An 18,887-nucleotide genomic window follows, 5' to 3' on the forward strand; every position below is an offset into this window, starting at 1 on the left:
ACGACTGCATAACAGGGAGGATGACCACATGAGAACGTCTTTGAAGGCCGTGCTGTTGGCCGGTGGGATGATGCTGGCGATGCCGGCGCTGGCGCAGGACGCCACGCAACCCGCCGCCGGTGCACCGCAAACCAGCCCCGACGGCATTCCGCAGGAACCGACCCCGCCCGCCGCGCAGGTCGGCCAGGCGAGCGACGACATCGTGGTCACCGGCATCCGCGCAAGCCTCGCGTCCTCGGCCCGCGTCAAGCGCGAGGCCAACCAGATCGTCGACACGATCTCCGCCGAAGATGTCGGCAAGTTCCCCGACGCCAACATCGCCGAATCGCTCCAGCGCATCACCGGCGTCGCGATCGACCGGTCGGGCGGCGAAGGGCAGTTCATCACCGTCCGCGGCCTGGGGCCGGAATTCAATACGGTGCTGGTCAACGGCCGCGTGATGGCGACCGACAATCCGGGGCGCGAATTCTCGTTCGACGTGCTGTCGTCGAACATGATCCAGCGCACCGACGTCTATAAGTCGAGCGTGCCGGAGTTGCAGGAAGGCGGGATCGGGGCGACCGTCAACATCATCACCGCACGTCCGCTCGACGGCAAGAGCGGGTTCCATGTCGCGGCCTCCGCGGGCGGCATCTACGACACGCTGCGCGAGAAGCTGAGCCCGGACTTCTCGGCGGTCACCTCGCTCACCAACGACGCCAAGACGCTGGGGATCGTGCTGTCGGGATCATACACCGACCGCCGCAGCCAGCTCGATTACGTGCAGACCGACGGCTGGCTGTTCGGGCAGCAGAACGTCGTCAACGGCACCGCTTCGTCGACCGGGCTGCAGCCGCCGCTTGGCCGGACCGCGGTCGTCAACGTACCGCAGAACCTGGCGTTCGCACGGCAGCAGGATCGTCGCCGCCGCATCAACGTGGCAGGAGCGGTGCAGGCGCAGCTCAGCGATCAGCTGCTGCTGACCGTCGACGGCATCTATTCGAAGTTCGACGTCTTCAGCTCGCGTAACGTCTTCGCCAACTTCTACTCGGCGCCCTACATCGGGCTCGAGGTCGACAGCACCAATTCCGCCACCGGCTTCAACCGACCGGGCCAGCAGTTCCTGGCGGCGAACCCGGCCTTGAACGGCCTCGTCTCGTTGTCGCAGAACGACAACATCGTCGACAACAACAACCGCCTGACGCAGACGTACCAGATCGGTGGCAACCTGAAGTGGAATCCGACCGACGACATCGAGGTACGGTTCGATGCCTCCACCTCGCGCGCGAAGCAGCGCAATCCGACCCAGTTCGTCGTTGTCGGCTCGCTGGCGCAGACCAGCCCGCGCTTCGACCTGAACAAGGGCGAGGACCTGCCGATCGCGTCGAACTTCGGCAACATCACCGACCCGTCGCTGATGCGGGCGCATTATACCGGCGTGGGCAACAACCGGGTGAGCGATCGTAGCTCCGAGTATCACCTCGACACCGACTACAAGATACAGGACAGCATCCTGAAGTCGGTGCGGATCGGCATGGCCTATTCGGATCGCACGAAGGAACGCCGTTTCTTCAACAACGCCGACGGCGGCTGTGCCTATTGCGGCTACGACATTCCGGTCGATACGTCGCTGCTGTCGCCCTTCAAGCTGAACAACTTCCTGCCGGGCGTCTCGGGCAGCGAGAACGTTCCGCAGCAATTCTTCACCTACAATGCCGATGCGGTGATCGCCTTCCTGTCGAACCCGACCAATCTGGCGCGTGCGCGCCAGGGCCGTACCGCGGCGGAGCAGGCGGCGGAGGCGGCGCGGCTGCTCGCGCTGCCGGGCGGGCCATACGGTGTGCGCGAGAACCTCGGCAGCCTGCTGAACGTCAACGAACGCCTGCTCGCCACCTATGTCGCGATGACCTTCGGGGGTGACAATTGGAGCGCCAACGCCGGCGTCCGCGTCGTGCGCACGGAGACGGTGTCGCGCGGTTTCGAGCAGCCCGTCATCGACATCACGAACACGCGCGGCGACGATACTTTGGTCTACACCTACGGCAACTCCACGCCGGTTTCGGTGCGCAACAGCTACGTCAACGCCCTGCCGTCGGCGAACATCAAGGTGAACGTCACCGACAAGCTGATCACCCGCGCCGCCTTCTCGCAGACGGTGACGCGCCCCACGCTGACCGATCTGGGTGTCGACAATTCGTTTGGAGGCCGTATCTCCGTGCCGCTGTCGAGCGGCGGCAATCCGACGCTGGAGCCGTTCAAGTCGACCAACTACGATCTGTCGATCGAATATTATCTTAACGCCGTCAGCTACTTCAGCGCCGGCGCCTTCTACAAGACGCTCGACAACTTCCTCGAATTGCAGACGGTACCGGTCCAGCGCTTCGGCCGGACGTTCCAGGACACCCGGACCCGCAACGGACAGAGCGGCTATATTCGCGGCATCGAAATCGGCGGCCAATATGCGCTCGACTGGTTGCCGGGCGTCCTGTCGGGCTTCGGCGTGGCGGGCAACTACACCTATGTCGAGAGCAAGGCCGAGCGTGACTCGTCGCTCGCCGATTACGAATGCGGGTACAACGGCCTTTCCCCGCACTCCGCCAACGGCAGCGTCTTCTTCGAGAAGTTCGGGCTGTCCGCGCGCGGATCGTACAACTGGCGCTCCGAGTATCTGCGCGCATGCCGCTCCGACCAGGGACGTCCGCGCAACCGCTCGAGCTACGGGCAGTTCGACTTCAACGTCGGCTACGACATCACGGAGAACTTCCAGGTGTACGTGCAGGGCGTGAACGTCACCAACCAGCGCATCCACGAATGGTCTGCGATCGAGGAGCGCTTCCTGCTGCTCCAGGAAACGGGCGCCCGCTACAATTTCGGCGCACGCGTCAAGTTCTGACGTCCTCCCCCTGGCCCGACGCCGCGTGCGTCGGGCCTTTTTTTGGCGCACGTAAACTATGCACCGGTACGCCGGTGACGCGCGACGGCAACGCCGTACGAGGAGAGCGGACATGAAGCGTTGGGTAGCCGCGGCGGCATTCTCCGTCTGCTTGTGGCCCGGAGTCGCCGCCGCGCAAACGGGCGCGCCCGCGCCGACCGAGACGCGCCGCAGCGTCACCGTTGCGGGACTCGAACTTACCATCACGGGCGCGCTCGACGGTTTTACACTCGACGTCCGGGCCGAGCCGATCGCACCGGGGGTCGCCCGCGCAGTGCTGACGCTGACCCGCGCCACGCCCGCCCCGCCGCCGCGGCTGACGATCCGCTGGTCGCAGCCCTCGGTCGACATGGCCGGCATGTGGACGCCGGATGCCGGGCTTGGACGGACGATCGTGCCCGACTTTGCGTCGACGCGACTGCGCTCGACGCTCACCGCCGCGGCCCCGGTGTTGACGCTCTACGGGCGCGGCGAGCAGAACCGGCTGACGGTGGCCGCCGAAGACGCCGTGAATCCGGTGCTGATCGCCGCCAGGCTGCGCGAGGAGGACGTGCGCGTATACGGCAGCGTGGAGCTGTTCAGCGAACGGCACGCACCGCTGACCCGCTACACCACCAGCATCCGCTTCGACACGCGTGCGGTCCCCGTCCCGGCGGCGCTGGGGGACGTCGCGGCCTGGTGGTCGCGCCAACCGGGCAAGCAGCCCGTTCCCGCGCCGGCCAGCGCGCGCGAGCCGCTCGACTCGACCTGGTACAGCTATCACCAGGCCGTCGACGAGGCGACGGTGCTGGCCGAGGCCGAAGCGGCGGCACGGCGCGGCTTCAAGGTGATGATCGTCGACGATGGCTGGCAGACGGGTGACGGCAATCGCGGCTACGCGCATGCCGGCGACTGGCAGCCCGAACGGCTGAGGCGCATGCGTGCCGTCACCGACGCGCTGCACGCCCGCGGGATGAAGGGGATGCTGTGGTTCTCGGTGCCGCTGGTCGGCGACGAGGCGGCGGTGCTGCCGCGGTTCCGCGGCAAGATCCTGCACCATTGGGCCGACCAGCGAACCAACGTGCTCGATCCACGCTATCCCGAGGTTCGCGCCTATCTGATCGAGACCTTCAGGCGCGCGGTGCGCGACTGGGGCTGGGACGGGCTGAAGCTCGACTTCATCGACATGTTCAGCAGCGACGAGACGACCGTGCTGGATCGTGCCGACGGGCGTGACATCGCTTCGGTCTACGAGGCGGTCAATCGGCTGATGGTCGACGTCATGGCGGAGCTGCGCGCCGTGCGGCCCGACGTGATGATCGAGTTCCGTCAGCCGTACAGCGGGCCGGTGATCCGGACCTTCGGCAACATGCTGCGCGCATCGGACGCGCCGAACAGCTCGATCCTCAACCGGCAGCGGATCGTCGACCTGCGACTGCTCGCCGGCGCCACCCCTGTCCACGCCGATCCGATCGTGTGGAATGCCGACGAGCCGAGCGACAAGGCGGCGTTGCAGCTGCTCGACACGTTGTTTGGGATGCCGCAGGTGTCGATGCGGCTCGACGCGCTCAGCCCGGCGCACGCCGCGATGCTGACGCATTACCTTGCCTATTGGCGCGCCAACCGCGACGTGCTGCTCGATGGGCGCTTCAGTCCGGAGGGGATCAATGCGCAATATGAAATCGTCCGCGCGGTGAACGCCGACAAGCAGATCGTCGCCGCCTATGCCGACCGCGCGATCACGCTGAGCGAGGCGACGCCCAAGATCGATCTCGTCAACGCCACCGCGGCATCGCGGCTGCTGGTTGAGGCGACGCGTGACCTCGGCCGCTACGAGGCGCGGGCGATCGATGCGGAGGGGCGGACGGTGTCGCGGATGTCCATCGACCTGTCGCGCGGCGCACACGTCGTCGCGCTGCCGCCGGCAGGGATCGTCGAGCTGGTGCGACGCCCGTGAGCGGTGCGATGCAGAGCGCGCTGAGCGAGGCTCAGCCGGCAGCAGCGGCGGCGACGTCAACGGACGCGACCGCGCCGGGGAAGAGCCATTATGTCGTGCTCGACGGGTTGCGCGGCGTCGCGGCGCTGATGGTGGTGATGTTCCACACGTTCGAGGCCTATGCCGACGGCGACCCGACGCGGCAGATCATCAATCACGGGTATCTGGCGGTCGACTTCTTCTTCCTGCTGTCGGGGTTTGTCATCGCCTACGCCTATGATGATCGCTGGGGGCGGATGCGGCAGGGCGAATTCTACCTGCGCCGCCTGATCCGCCTCCAGCCGATGGTGGTGCTGGGCAGCCTGATCGGCGCGGCGCTCTTTTATCTTCAGGCCGGTGGGCTGTTCCCGAAAATCGCGGCGACCCCGGTGTGGCAGATGCTGCTGATGATGCTGCTAGGCTGCACGCTGTTGCCGCTTCCCAAGCAGCTCGACATTCGCGGCTGGGACGAGATCCATCCCCTCAACGGCCCGGCCTGGTCGCTGTTCTACGAATATGTCGCGAACGTCGCCTACGCGCTCGTGCTGCGGCGTTTGTCGTCGCGCGTGCTGATGATCCTGGCGCTGCTCGCGGCGGCGTTGCTGCTCGACGTCGCGTTGCTGGGCGAGCGGCGCGACCTGATCGGCGGCTGGTCGCTTGACGCCGCCGGCATTCATGTCGGCCTTGCGCGCCTCTGCTATCCGTTTCTCGCGGGGATGCTGTTGATGCGCTCGGGCTGGCGGCTCCAAAGCCGGTACGCTTTCCCGATCAGCGCCGCGCTGCTCATCGTTGCGCTGGCGCTGCCGCGGATGGGCGACACGCCGCACCATTGGAGCAACGGCCTGTACGACGCCGCGTGCGTACTGCTGCTATTCCCGCTGGTCGTGGCGATCGGCGCCGGCGACAAAAGCGCGACGGGCGCGGGCGTGCGCGTTGCGCGGTTCTTCGGCGACCTGTAATTCCCGCTCTACATCACGCATTATCCGTTGATCTACGTCTACACCGCATGGGTGGTCGATCATAAGGTGCCCGCGTGCGTCGGCGGGCCGATCGGCGCGGGTCTCGTGGTCGCAGCGGTGGCGATCGCCTATGTGAGCCTCAAGCTCTACGACGAACCAGTACGGCGCTGGCTCAGCCGACGCCTTCTTGCTCGCTGCGATCGTTGAACGCAGCTTCATGGCATTGTGACGATGGAGGAACGCCACAGTGTTTCCCCGGGGTCCCGCTCATTGTTGCGGGTGGCGACCAGAGGCGGGATACGGAAGCTGGTGGCCGCCGCGGCGAAGCCGCGTCGTCGGTCGGGGCGGTGCCCCGCCGGCCGGTCTTGGGCGAGGTCGGCCCGGCGCGGGCCGTCCCGCCCTGCGACCTAGAAGTCCGACCATTCCTCGTCCGCCACCGCCAGCGCGGTGCCGCGTGTGCCGGTGACCGGGCGGCGGGCGGTGCGGGCGAGGTCGCGGCCGGCCTGCGCGGCGCGCGCCTGAAGGTCGTGGACCGACGCAGCGGGCGTGGTCGCGGCAAGGACCGGGCGCGGCGCGGCGGCAGTGCGGAAGCGCGAGACCTCGGTGGTCAGCCGGTCAGCTTCCTCGGCGAGGCTGCGCGCGGCGGCGGTCGCTTCCTCGACCATCGCGGCATTCTGTTGCGTGACGCCGTCCATCTCCGACACCGCGGTGTTGACCTGCTGCAAGCCGGTCGCCTGCTGCTCGGCGGATTGCGCGATCGTCGAGACGAGCGTGCTGATCTCACCGATCCGCGTGATAATCCGCTGGAGCGCCTTGCCGGTCTCGCTGACCAGCGTCACGCCGGACTCGACCTGCTGCGACGAGGCGAGGATCTTGGTCTTGACGTCTTTGGCGGCGTCCGCCGAGCGCTGCGCGAGTGCGCGGACTTCGGAGGCGACGACTGCGAAGCCCTTGCCCGCGTCGCCTGCGCGCGCCGCCTCGACCCCGGCGTTGAGCGCGAGGAGGTTGGTCTGGAAGGCGATCCCGTCGATGACGCTGATGATCTCACTGATTTCCGACGACGCACGCTCGATCCCGCCCATCGCGTCGACCGCGCGGCGGACGACGTCGCCCGAGCTTTCCGCCTCGGTGCGCGCCTCGACCACCGCGTCATTGGCGCGACGTGCGCCGGCCGCGGTCTCGCGAACGGTCGTGGTGATCTCGTCCATCGCAGCGGCGGTTTCCTCGAGCGAGGCGGCCTGCTGTTCAGTGCGCTGCGACAGGTCATCGGACGCCTGGCGAATGTCCGAGGCGCCGCTGTTGATGCCGTTGGCGGCGATCGTCACTGCGCCGATCGCGTCGGATACCGCCGCCATCGCGCGGTTGAAGTTGTGACGCAGCCCTTCGTAGTCGGCGGTGAACGGCTCTTCGATCTTGAATGTCAGATCGTTGTCGGCGAGCCGGCCGAGCCCGGTGCCGAGCGCCTCGACCACCGTATGCTGCGCCGCGGAGGAAATCGCGAGCGACTTGCCGTTGCCGCGGAACACCTCCATCGCCTTGGTCATGCGGCCCACGCAGTCGCGCGCATCGGTGTAGCGGATCGGGCTGTCGTAATCGCCACGCGCCAATGCTTCCATCCGCACCACCGTGTTGACGTACGGATCGCAGACCAAAGTGCGCGACACGAGCGCGACGATCGCGACCACGCCGACCGCGGTGCCGGCGACCGCCAGCGCGAGGGTCGCGCCGACCACCCCGAACGCCAAGGCAGCGGTGGCGGCCAGCGACACCAGCGCGAGACCAACGTAGATGAAGGCGAGCGCAAGGAACTTCGTCCGTACCGGCGCGACATCACGAAACCAGGTAATCATCGGCAAACTCTCCGCAGCCCATGACGCATCGCTGAGCACGGCAGCCGCTATAAGCCGCGTAACTAAACATTAGATAAATGATGCAGATCACATTCGCCTCGCGCGGGGTGGGTGCAACCTCCGGGTGGGTGCGCGGTTCAATCGTCAAACCTCCTGGAGTTTCTTGATGTTACGGTCGATCCTGATGGGCGCGGTGGCGGGTGCCCGCGCGATGACGCCGCTCGCCGCACTGGCGGCGACGCGTGGCGGCGGGCGCGCGCCGGTATTTTCCGCGGGATCGATGATGTTCGCGGCGGGCGAAATAGCGGGCGACAAGCTGCGCAACGCACCCGACCGGATCGGCGCGGCGGGGATCGCCGGGCGGCTGCTGAGCGGTGCGATCGCCGGAGCGGCGTGCGCGCACCGCGACGATCGCGTGGCGGGGGCGCTGCTTGGCGCGGCCTCGGCGGTGGTGGCGTCGCACCTGACCTTCCGGCTCCGGAAGGCGGCGACGCGACGCTGGGGCGCGACGGCGAGCGGGGTGATCGAGGACGGTCTGGCGATCGCCAGCGCCGTGGCACTGGCGCGCGGCTGATCAGGCTCGGTTGATTTTCTTGGCGGCGACTGCGACGATCCTTGCCTTCGCGAGTTTTGCGGTCAGGGATCATCTGGGGAAAAGCGCATGGCCGACGATCGTCACGCACGCATCAGCGAACACGCCTATCGGCTCTGGCAGCAAGAAGGCGAGCCGCACGGCCGCGACCAGGCGCATTGGGACGAGGCGGAGCGCGCCTTCGCAGGCGAAGGTCCGGTCGCGGACGAGCCCGATCCGCAGGCCGGTGATCCGCAGGCCAGTGATCCGCAGGGCGCGACGGTCGCCGACGAGCCGGCCGCCGGTGCCGCTCCGTTCAGCGCGCCCGAGCAACCCGTGAGCGAGGCGGAAAAACCGGCGGCCACCCCGGCCACCAAGCCGACGGCGGCGAAGAAGCCGGCGACGCGGCGCAAGCGTACCACCTGACGCGCGGCGCGGCGCGCTCCGACGCGCCACCCGGACCTATCGTCCCCTTTTCCTCCTGACGGGAGCACATCGTTGCACGACTTGCCGGACCGGCTCTTGCCGGGATCGCCCTATCCGCTTGGCGCCACGTTCGATGGCGAGGGCGTCAATTTCGCGGTCTTCTCCGCCAACGCCGACGCGATCGAGCTGTGCCTCTTCGACAGCGCAGGCAAGCGCGAGCTGCAGCGGTTGCCGTTGACCGAATGCACCGACGAGGTCTGGCACGGCTACCTGCCCGACGTCGGGCCGGGGCTGGTCTATGGCCTGCGCGCGCATGGCCGCTATGCGCCCGAGGACGGCCATCGCTTCAACCCCAACAAATTGCTGCTCGATCCCTATGCGCGCCGCATCCAGGGTCAGATCAAATGGACCGACGCGCTGCACGGTTATCGCATCGGGCACCGCAAGGAGGATCTGTCGTTCGACAAGCGCGACAGCGCGCCGGCGATGCCGAAGTCGGTGGTGGTCGACGATCACTGGGACTGGTCGCGCGACCGGCGGCCGAACACGCCGTGGTCGGAGACGGTGATCTATGAAGCGCACGTCAAGGGACTGACCAAGTTGATGGAGCTGGTCCCGGCGCGCGAGCGCGGCACCTATGCCGCGCTGGGGCATCCGGCGGTCATCAAGCACCTGCAACGCACCGGCGTGACCGCGATCGAGCTGTTGCCGATCCACACCTTCACGCAGGATCGCTTCCTGCAGGAGAAGGGGCTGCGCAATTACTGGGGTTACAACACGCTCAGCTTCTTCGCCCCCGAGCAGAGCTATATGGCGACCGAGCATCAGGACGAGCTACGACGCGCGGTCCACCGACTGCACAAGGCCGGGATCGAGGTGATCCTCGACGTCGTCTACAATCACACCTGCGAGGGCAGCGAGAAGGGCCCGACGCTGTCGTGGCGCGGGCTCGACAACGCCAGTTACTATCGGCTGGTCAAGGACAATCCGCGTTACACGATCAACGACACCGGCACCGGCAATACGCTGAACATGAGCAAGGCGCGCGTGATCCAGATGGTCGCGGACAGCCTGCGTTACTGGGCGACGAGCTTCGGGATCGACGGCTTCCGCTTCGATCTCGGGCTGACGCTCGGGCGAGAGGAGACTGGGTTCGATCCGGGTTCGGCTTTCTTCGACGTGTTGCGGCAAGATCCGGTGCTGGGCCGGCTCAAGCTCATCACCGAGCCGTGGGACGTCGGGCCAGGTGGCTATCAGCTCGGCAATTTCCCACCGGGCTTCGCGGAGTGGAACGACAAGTATCGCGACACGGTGCGCGAATATTGGCGCGGCGAGCCGGGCAAGCGCCCCGATCTGGCGGCACGGCTGGCGGGATCGGGCGACCTGTTCGATCGGCGTGCGCGGCGGCCGTGGGCGAGCGTCAACCTGCTGGCGGCGCATGACGGCTTCACGCTCGCCGACACCGTCATGTACGAGGAGCGGCACAACGAGGCCAATGGCGAGGACAATCGCGACGGCCATTCGCACAACGCCTCGTGCAACTGGGGCGTCGAGGGACCGACCGACGATCCGGCGATCAACGACGCGCGCGGGCGCGTGATGCGGTCGATGCTGACGACGCTGATGACCTCGCTGGGGACGCCGATGCTGGTCGCAGGCGACGAATTCGGACGGACGCAGCAGGGCAACAACAACGCTTATTGCCAGGATAACGAGATCAGCTGGCTCGATTGGAAGGCGGCGAACACGCCCGAGGGGCAGGCGCAGATCGACTTTACCGGACGGCTCGCCGAACTCAGGCGGCGGTTCGTGGTGCTGCGCAGCCCGACCTTCCTCTACGGGCAGGAAACCGCCGAGGGCGGCATCAACGATATCGAATGGTGGGACGAGCGTGGCGAGCAATTGTCGCCCGAGGACTGGCAGAACCCCGACGGCCGTGCCCTGATGATGCGGCGGGCGGCGCGGACCGAGGATGGCGCGATCGAGGCGGTGTCGTTGCTGCTCAACGCCTCGGGCGATCCGGTGACGTTCACCCTGCCCCCGCCAGAGGTGAAGCGGATCGTGCTGATCGACAGCGCCAGGCCCGAGCAGGGTGAGGTCGAGATCGACAACAGCTACGAGGTCGCGCCGCAGGGCGCGGTGCTGGTGACGTGGACCAGCGCACCGTGACGCGCTGGGGCCCGGAGCCGATCGCTGGCGGCGGGACACGCTTCCAGCTGTGGGCGCCCGATGCCGAGGGTGTGACGGTGGAAATCGACGGCGGCGAGGCGTTGGCGATGGAGCGTGGCGCGGACGGCTGGTACGCGCTCGACCGCGCCGAGGGACCGGGGACGCGCTATCGCTTCCGAATCGGCGAGCAGGTGGCGCCCGATCCGGCGGCACGGTTGCAGGCGGGCGGGGTCCACGGCTGGAGCGTGGTCCCGGACACCACCTACGACTGGCAGCATCCCGAATGGCGTGGCCGCGCGTGGCACGAGATGGTGATCCTCGAATGTCACGCCGGGACGCTCGGCGGCTTTGCCGGGGTGATCGAGCGGCTGCCGGTGATCGCCGCGGCGGGCATCACCGCGATCGAGCTGATGCCGGTCGGTGCGTTCGGCGGCACGCGCGGCTGGGGCTATGACGGCGTGCTGCCCTATTCGGTGCAGGAGGATTATGGCTCACCCGCCGAGCTGCGGCGGCTGGTCGATACCGCGCACGGGCTGGGCGTCAGCGTGTTCCTCGACGTCGTCTACAATCACTTCGGACCGGACGGGAATTACCTCGGCGCCTATGCCGCACACTTCTTCGATGCCGAGGTCCATACGCCGTGGGGCGGCGCAGTGGCGGTCGCGCGGGCGCCGGTTTCGCGCTTCTTCGTCGACAATGCGTTGATGTGGCTGCGCGACTATCGCATCGACGGGCTACGCTTCGACGCGGTGCATGCGATCGGCGATCCGGCGTTCCTCGACGCGATGGCGGCGGAGATCCGCGCCTCGCTGCCGAACCGTCACGTCCATCTGATGCTGGAGAACGAAGAGAATGACGCCGCGCGGCTGCGCGACGGCGGGTTCGATGCGCAATGGAACGACGACTTCCACAACGTCATGCATGTCTTGCTGACCGGCGAGACGAGTGCCTATTACGCCGACTTCGCGGATCGCCCGGCCGAGCGGCTGGCGCGCTGTCTGGCGGAGGGGTTCATCTACCAGGGCGAAGGTTCGGCCAACCACGACGGCACGCCGCGTGGGAGCGCGAGCGCGCATCTCGCGCCGACGCGGTTCGTGTCGTTCCTCCAGAACCACGATCAGGTCGGAAACCGCGCGATGGGCGAGCGGCTGATCGCACTGACCGACAAGGCCAGGCTGCGCGCCGCGACTGCGTTGCTGCTGCTGTGCCCGCAGGTGCCGCTGTTGTTCATGGGCGAAGAGGATGGAAGCGAAACACCGTTCCTGTTCTTCACCGATTTCCATGACGAGCTGGCAGATGCGGTGCGCGAGGGGCGGCGCAAGGAATTCGCCAAGTTCGACGCCTTTGCCGATCCGGACGCTCGGGCGCGTATTCCGGATCCCAACGCCCGAACGACGTTCGACGCGTCAGTGCCGCAGCCGGGACCGGAGGCGGACGAGTGGCGGTCGTTCTATCGGGAATTGCTGACGTTGCGGCGCGAGCGGATCGTGCCGCATCTCGTCGGCGCGGTGTCGGTCGGGGCGCAGGTGCTGGGCGAGGCGGCGGTGGTCGCGCGCTGGCGGCTGGGTGACGGGACGACGCTGGGGGTGGCGATCGATCTGGCGGACGAGCCTGCGACGCTGCCGGGTGGCGCGGACCCGTTGTTCGTCGAGGGCGAGCGGTTCGTCGCGTGGATCGAAGCGTGACTCTCCTGTTCTCGTCACCCCCGCGGACGCCGGGTTTAAGTTGGGGGACGTTGGCGATCTTTCATGGGGGTTGCGTGACTGGACCCCGGCGTTCGCCGGGGCGGTTGCCTGGTGAAAGGCTGCCACCTCTTCATGACAGTTCCTTCCCATGACGCTGTCCGAACGCGCCTCCGCCTTCGGCCTCTCACGCGATTGGGAGAATGCCGACGGCCGTCCGCAGCGCCTCGCTGACGAGGTGTTGGAGGCGATCCTCGCGTGCCTCAACACCACTCCGCCCGAGGTGCCGTTCCTCTCCGCCGATGCCGGTCGCGCGATTGCGTTGCCGGACGGGGTGACCGGCGACGCCGAGTTGCTGCTCGATGACGGCAAGCGGCTTGCCTTGACGATCGCTGCTGATGGCACGCTGCCGCCGGTCGAGCGCGTCGGCTATCATCGGCTGATCGCGGGCGGGCGCGACTATACGCTGGCAGTCGCCCCGCGACGCTGCGCATTGCCGAAGCGCGGTTGGGGCGTAGCGGTGCAGGTGCCGAGCCTGCGCGCGAGCACCGACAGCGCCTTCGGCGATGCGGGCGCGCTGGTCGAGGCCGCCGCGTCGTTCGGGCGGATCGGCGCGCAAGCGCTGGCGATCAGCCCGACCCATGCGCTGTTCCCCGCCGACCCGACGCGCTTCAGCCCCTATTCGCCGTCGACGCGGCTGTTCCACAACGTGCTGCTCGCCGACCCGTCGCTGATCGGTGTGCCGCTGCCCCCCGCCCGCGCCACGACGTTGATCGACTGGCCGCAGGCGGCGCGCGAGCGGATCGCGCAGTTGCGCACGTCCTTCGATCTGGCCAGCGAAGGCGCCTTGTCGGCGGCGCGGGCCTATCGCCGGCAGCGCGGTGCGGCATTGGAGGCGCATGCGCGGTTCGATGCGCTGCATGCGACGCTGGGCGGGCATGGCTGGCAGGACTGGCCCGCGGCCTATCACGATCCGAACGGCGAGGCCGTGATCCGCTTCGCTGCCGAGCATGAGCGCGACATCGCCTTCTACGCTTTCCTGCAATGGCTCGTCGATCTCGGGCTGGCGACCGCGCAGCGTACCGCGCGCGAGCGAATGAGCACCGGTATCGTCGCCGATCTCGCGGTCGGGATGGACGCCGGGGGTAGCCATGCGTGGAGCGCGCGTGACGAATTGCTGACCGGGCTGACGGTCGGCGCGCCGCCCGATCCGCTGGGGCCGGACGGGCAGAATTGGGGGATCACCGCGCTCGACCCGTTCGCGATGCAGCGCACCGGCTTCCGCGCCTTCATCGAGACGCTGCGTGTCGCGCTCGCACATGCCGGCGGGATACGGATCGACCATGCGCTGGGGCTGGAACGCCTGTGGGTCATTCCGGCCGGCGCAGACGCGAGCCAGGGGGCCTATCTGCGGATGCCGGGCGACCATCTGCGGCGGATCGTCGCGATCGAGGCGCATCGCGCCGACGCGGTGGTGATCGCCGAGGATCTCGGCACCGTGCCCGCCGGCTTCCGCGATACGCTGGCGACGCGGTGTATGCTCGGGATGCGCGTACTGCCGTTCGAGCGTGATGCGGAGGGCGGGTTCGTGCCGCCGGCCGAATGGGACGAGGCGGCGGTGGCGATGACCGGCACGCACGACACGCCGACGCTCGCCGGCTGGTGGAAGGAGCGCGATATCGACTGGGCGGAGAAGCTTGGGCGCAGTGGTGCGGATCGCGACCGCCGCGCCACCGAGCGCGCCGCCTTGTGGAAGGCGATGGACAAGCCCGGCGATCCACCCGCCGCGCCGCCGATCGATGCGATGATCGCGCATGTCGCCAGCGCGCCCTGCCCGCTGGCGATCGTGCCGCTCGAGGATCTGCTCGGGCTTGAGGAACAGCCCAATCTGCCCGGCACGATCGACGAACATCCCAATTGGCGGCGGCGGATGGACGCGCCCACCCCCAACCTGCTGGCGCGCCGCGACGTCGCGCGCCGCATCGCCCTGCTCAACGCGGAGAGACACGCATGACGACACCCCGCGCCACCTATCGCTTCCAGTTCCACAAGGATTTCACCTTCGCCGATGCCGAGGCGCTGGTGCCGTATCTCGACGATCTCGGCATCAGCCACGTCTATGCCTCGCCGGTGACCACCGCCGCGCCGGGATCGACGCACGGCTATGACGTGGTCGACCCGACGACGATCAGTCCCGAGCTGGGTGGAGAAGACGCGTTCCGGTCGCTGATCTCCGCGCTGCGCGCGCGCGGGATGGGCATCATCATCGACATCGTGCCCAACCACATGGGCGTCGCGGCCGACAGCAATGCCTGGTGGCAGGATGTGCTCGCGCGCGGGCCGGACAGCGAACACGCTGCGGTGTTCGACATCGACTGGCGCGAGCGCGTCGTGCTGCCGGTGCTCGGCGCGCCCTTGTCCGATGCGCTGGCAAACGGCGACCTGACGCTGGAGCGGCATGATGGGCGCTGGTCGATCGTCGCTTATGGCGAGCATCGTTTCCCGGTGCGTGACGCGGATCAGGACGACGCCGAGGCGCTGCCGCTCGCCGAGCTGCTCGCGCGCCAATATTATCGGCTCGCCTATTGGCGCGTCGCGAACGACGAGCTGAACTGGCGGCGGTTCTTCTCGATCAACGAGCTGGCGGGAGCACGGATCGAGGACCCGGCGGTGTTCGAGAAGACCCACGCGCTTTATTTCCGGCTGCACGACGAAGGCTTGATCGACGGCGTGCGCGTCGATCACGTCGACGGGCTGACCGACCCGATCGGCTATTGCCGGGCGCTGCGTGCGCGGCTCGGCGACGACGCGTGGATCGTGATCGAGAAGATCCTTGCCACTGACGAACCGCAACCGCTCGGCTGGGGCGTCGATGGCACGAGCGGCTATGACTTCATGGAACAGGTCGCGAGCCTGCTCCACAATCCCGCCGGTGCCGAGCCGCTCGGCGCCTTGTGGGAGGAAATCAGCGGGCGCAGCGCGTCGTTCGAGCCAGAGGAATTCCAGGCGCGGCAGGACCTGCTGTCGTGGCAGTTCAGCGGGCAGCTCCACGCGTGCGTCGCCGCCTTCCATGCAGTCGCGCCGGAGGGCGTGACCGCTGCGATGCTACGCCGCGCGATCGAGCGGTTGCTGTGGGTGTTCCCGGTCTATCGCACCTATGGCCCCGATGCGCCCGCCAGCGACGCCGCGATCCGCACCGAGGCGCGTGCGCGGGTCGCCGAGTTGATACCGCCGGGTGAGGTTCATGTCGTCGACTTGGTGCTGGCGTGGCTCGCGGGCGATGGTCCGGTTGAGGCGGCCGATGCGGTGCGACGCTTCCAGCAACTCTCCGCGCCGATCGCGGCCAAAGCGGTCGAGGATACCGGCTTCTATCGCTATGGCCGCCTGCTGTCGCGCAACGACGTCGGCTTCGATGCTGAGCGCATGGGCATGTCGACCGCCGACTTCCACGCGCTGATGCAGGCGCGCGCGCGCGATGTTCCACAGGCGATGCTAACCACCGCCACGCACGACCACAAGCGCGGTGAGGATACGCGTGCGCGGCTCGCGGCGATCAGCGCGCATCCCGACGAATGGCGCGACGCGGCGCTGGCATGGCTGGAGCGCGATGACGGTGGGGTCGACGATGCTGACCGCTATATGCTGTTCCAGACTTTAGTCGGCGCGTGGCCCGAGGATGGAGCGACCCCGGACTTCGTGGAGCGCGTGACCGCCTGGCAGCAGAAGGCGCTGCGCGAGGCCAAGCTGCGTTCCTCGTGGGAAGCACCGGACGAAAGCTATGAGGCGGCAGCGGCGGCGCTGGTCGAGGCGTTGCCGGGCGACGCTGAGGCGCTGGCGCTGATCGCCAAGACGGTCGCGATGCTCGATGCGACCGCGCAGGATAACGCGCTGGCGCAGGTGCTGCTTCGCTACACCGTTCCGGGAGTGCCGGATCTGTATCAGGGGACCGAGTTCGCCGACCTCAGCCTCGTCGATCCCCACAATCGCCGGCCGGTTGACTACGCGGCGCGGCGCGTGGCGCTGGCGGGCGATCCTCCGGCCAAGCTGCGGCTGATCGCCGACCTGCTGCGGCTGCGTCGCGACGATCCGCCGCTGTTCACCGAGGGAGATTACATCCCCGCGCAGGTCGAAGGGGCTCGCGCGGGGCCGGTGCTGGCGTTCGAGCGGCGGCACGACGGGCGCGTTTTGCGCGTCGCCGTCGCACTCCATGGCCAGCGTCCGGGTGCGGACATGCACGTCACCTTCGGATCAGGTCATCGCACCGACGCCGGGACGCTGTTCGGCAGCGCGGCGATCTGGTACGAACGCGGCTGAGCCGGTATCCGGACGTCGTCCCGATCGGGGGCGATGACGGACGGCACGGGAGACGGAATGCGCCCGCCGCGGCTCCTGAGTCACGCAATTGTCTTACATGACGTGCACGGCCCAGCTCGGCCATCCGGTACGATCGTGTCCGGAACGGCGCAGCTATTCTCTAGATTTGTTCGGGATGGAGTTTGATGTTCGCCTGGTTCCAGCGACTGTTGCCGAAGACCGGCAATTTCTTCGAACAATTCGAAGGACATGCCGCCATCGGCCTGGCCGCCGCGCGCGCCACGGCGCACTTGCTGGACGGCGGGCCGGATCGTCCCGCGTTGCTCGTCGAAATCAACAAGCGCGAAAATGAGGCCGACGAAATCACCCGCGACGTGCTGAAAAGCGTTCGCGCGACGTTTTTGACGCCGTTCGATCGCGGTGCGATCACCGCATTGATCGGCGCGCTCGACGATACGATCGACGAAATGTACGCCGCCGCGTCCGCGATCGACCTGTACGGGCTGACCGAATTCGCACCCGAGATGCGCGAGATGGCGCAGGTGGCGGTCGATGCCGCCGGGCTGGCGGTCGAGGCGATGCCGCTGCTGCGCGACGTCAGCCGCAACGGCCCGCGCCTGCACGAACTAACCGAGCAGTTGATCCGGCTGGAAGGCCGCGCCGACGATTGCCACGCCGCCGGGCTGCGCCGCTCGCTGGAGCAATATGGCAAGAGCGACACGCTGCGCTTCGTCGTCGAGCGGGAGATCTACAAGCATCTGGAGCGGATCCTCGATGCGTTCGAGGATGTCGCCGACGAGATCGACGGCATCGTCATCGACCACGCCTGACGCCCGGTCGACGCACCCATGCACGAACTAGCCTTTCCCTTGCTGGTCGGCCTCATCCTGGTCGCGCTGGCGTTCGATTACCTGAACGGGCTCCACGACGCCGCCAATTCGATCGCGACGGTGGTCGCCACGCGGCTGCTGTCGCCGGTCAAGGCGGTGGCGTTCGCCGCCTTCTTCAACTTCGCCGCCTATTTCCTGACACTTGCGTTCCCCAGCCTCCACGCGGTGGCGGAGACGATCGGCAAGGGCTTGATCGACAAGGATGTCATCACCCCCGCGGTAATCTTCGGTGCGCTGGGCGGGGCGATGACGTGGAACGTTATCACCTGGCTGAAGGGCATTCCGTCGTCGAGCAGCCACGCGCTGGTCGGCGGGCTGGTCGGTGCAGGCGTCGCGCACGCCGGGATCACCGGGGTGAAATGGGCCGGGCTCAACAAGACGCTGCTGGCGATCGTGCTGTCACCGGTGATCGGCATGTTCCTCGCGATGCTGGTGATGCTGCTGTCGAGCTGGGCGTTGCGCCGGTCGACCGCGCCGCAGGCGGAGCGCAGCTTCCGCGCGCTGCATCTCGCGTCCTCGGCGGCCTATTCGCTGAGCCACGGGCTCAACGACGCGCAGAAGACGATGGGGATCATCACCGTCCTGCTCTATTCGACCGGCTATCTGAGCGGGCCGTTCGAGGTGCCGCACTGGGTGGCGATCAGCTGCTATATCGCGATCGCGCTCGGCACGATGACCGGCGGGTGGCGGATCATCGAGACGATGGGCTCGCGGATCACGCGGTTGTCGCAGCATCAGGGGTTCAGCGCGTCGCTGGCCGGTTCGATCGTGGTGTTCAGCGCCTCGACGCTCGGCATCCCCGTGTCGACCACGCATACGATCACCGGATCGATCATCGGCGCGGGCGTCTCGCGCCGGGCGACGGCGGTGCGCTGGGGCGTGGCGAAGAACGTGGTGGTGGCGTGGGTGATCACGATCCCGGCGTCGGCGGTGGTCGGCGCGCTGGTGTATTCGACCACGTTATTGTTCTAAAACCCCAAAACGTCACCGTCGTTGCGAGCGCAGCGAGGCAATGACGGATGGCAAGGCGGATCGAAACCGGCCGTTACGGATTGGTAACGTCGATCAGGTGACGGAGACCGGCGTGCGGCGCGTGTTGCTTATTTTCGTGCTGCTCGCCGCTGGATGTGCGCGGCATGAACCCTCCCCGCCCCGCCGCGC

Annotated in this window: 13 protein-coding genes; 12 read left to right on the forward strand and 1 reads right to left on the reverse strand. The window is 67.7% G+C overall.

Annotated elements, in window-relative coordinates:
- Nucleotides 1-28: 28 nt before the first annotated feature.
- The 4 genes from QP166_RS11415 to QP166_RS11430 all read left to right on the forward strand — a co-directional run bounded on the left by QP166_RS11415 (nt 29) and on the right by QP166_RS11430 (nt 6,031).
- On the forward strand, nt 29-2,872 hold the full coding sequence (locus QP166_RS11415; RefSeq protein ID WP_333916005.1) for a TonB-dependent receptor: 2,844 nt from the start codon (nt 29-31) through the stop codon (nt 2,870-2,872).
- 112 nt (nt 2,873-2,984) lie between these two features.
- Nucleotides 2,985-4,847, forward strand: coding sequence for a glycoside hydrolase family 36 protein (locus QP166_RS11420; protein ID WP_333916006.1), 1,863 nt, complete (start codon nt 2,985-2,987; stop codon nt 4,845-4,847).
- Between the two features lie 8 nt (nt 4,848-4,855).
- Nucleotides 4,856-5,824: an acyltransferase family protein gene (locus QP166_RS11425; protein ID WP_333916007.1), complete on the forward strand. Its 969-nt coding sequence runs from the start codon at nt 4,856-4,858 to the stop codon at nt 5,822-5,824.
- A 27-nt stretch (nt 5,825-5,851) separates the two neighbouring features.
- Nucleotides 5,852-6,031: a hypothetical protein gene (locus tag QP166_RS11430; RefSeq protein WP_333916008.1), complete on the forward strand. Its 180-nt coding sequence runs from the start codon at nt 5,852-5,854 to the stop codon at nt 6,029-6,031.
- Between the two features lie 200 nt (nt 6,032-6,231).
- Here the strand turns inward: QP166_RS11430 and QP166_RS11435 are convergent, their stop codons facing one another.
- Nucleotides 6,232-7,674 (reverse strand): methyl-accepting chemotaxis protein, encoded by a 1,443-nt coding sequence (locus tag QP166_RS11435; protein WP_333916009.1) that lies wholly within the window; start codon nt 7,672-7,674, stop codon nt 6,232-6,234.
- Nucleotides 7,675-7,840: 166 nt separating this feature from the next.
- On the opposite strand from QP166_RS11435, the gene QP166_RS11440 reads away from it, so the two are divergent.
- From QP166_RS11440 to QP166_RS11475, 8 genes are all read left to right on the forward strand, one after another.
- Nucleotides 7,841-8,248, forward strand: a complete 408-nt coding sequence (locus QP166_RS11440) for a DUF4126 domain-containing protein (protein WP_333916010.1) — start codon at nt 7,841-7,843, stop codon at nt 8,246-8,248.
- 87 nt (nt 8,249-8,335) lie between these two features.
- Nucleotides 8,336-8,671, forward strand: a complete 336-nt coding sequence (locus QP166_RS11445; protein WP_333916011.1) for a DUF2934 domain-containing protein — start codon at nt 8,336-8,338, stop codon at nt 8,669-8,671.
- 72 nt (nt 8,672-8,743) lie between these two features.
- A complete protein-coding gene (gene glgX / locus QP166_RS11450; protein WP_333916012.1) occupies nt 8,744-10,840 on the forward strand; it encodes a glycogen debranching protein GlgX in 2,097 nt (698 codons plus the stop codon).
- Nucleotides 10,822-12,525, forward strand: coding sequence for a malto-oligosyltrehalose trehalohydrolase (gene treZ, locus QP166_RS11455; protein WP_333916013.1), 1,704 nt, complete (start codon nt 10,822-10,824; stop codon nt 12,523-12,525). Before glgX ends, treZ begins: the two co-directional genes overlap by 19 nt.
- A 148-nt stretch (nt 12,526-12,673) precedes the next feature.
- Nucleotides 12,674-14,536, forward strand: a complete 1,863-nt coding sequence (gene malQ / locus QP166_RS11460) for a 4-alpha-glucanotransferase (protein ID WP_333916014.1) — start codon at nt 12,674-12,676, stop codon at nt 14,534-14,536.
- Nucleotides 14,533-16,836, forward strand: a complete 2,304-nt coding sequence (treY, locus tag QP166_RS11465; protein WP_333916015.1) for a malto-oligosyltrehalose synthase — start codon at nt 14,533-14,535, stop codon at nt 16,834-16,836. The genes malQ and treY overlap by 4 nt, the downstream gene beginning before the upstream one ends.
- 185 nt (nt 16,837-17,021) lie before the next feature.
- Nucleotides 17,022-17,666: a DUF47 domain-containing protein gene (locus QP166_RS11470; RefSeq protein WP_333916016.1), complete on the forward strand. Its 645-nt coding sequence runs from the start codon at nt 17,022-17,024 to the stop codon at nt 17,664-17,666.
- 18 nt (nt 17,667-17,684) lie between these two features.
- Nucleotides 17,685-18,698 carry an inorganic phosphate transporter gene (locus QP166_RS11475; RefSeq protein WP_333916017.1) on the forward strand — a complete coding sequence of 338 codons (1,014 nt, stop codon included), beginning with the start codon at nt 17,685-17,687 and terminating at the stop codon, nt 18,696-18,698.
- Nucleotides 18,699-18,887: the final 189 nt, after the last annotated feature.

Origin of the sequence: Sphingomonas sp. LR60, assembly GCF_036855935.1 — a bacterium.
Taxonomy (GTDB): Bacteria; Pseudomonadota; Alphaproteobacteria; order Sphingomonadales; family Sphingomonadaceae; genus Sphingomonas.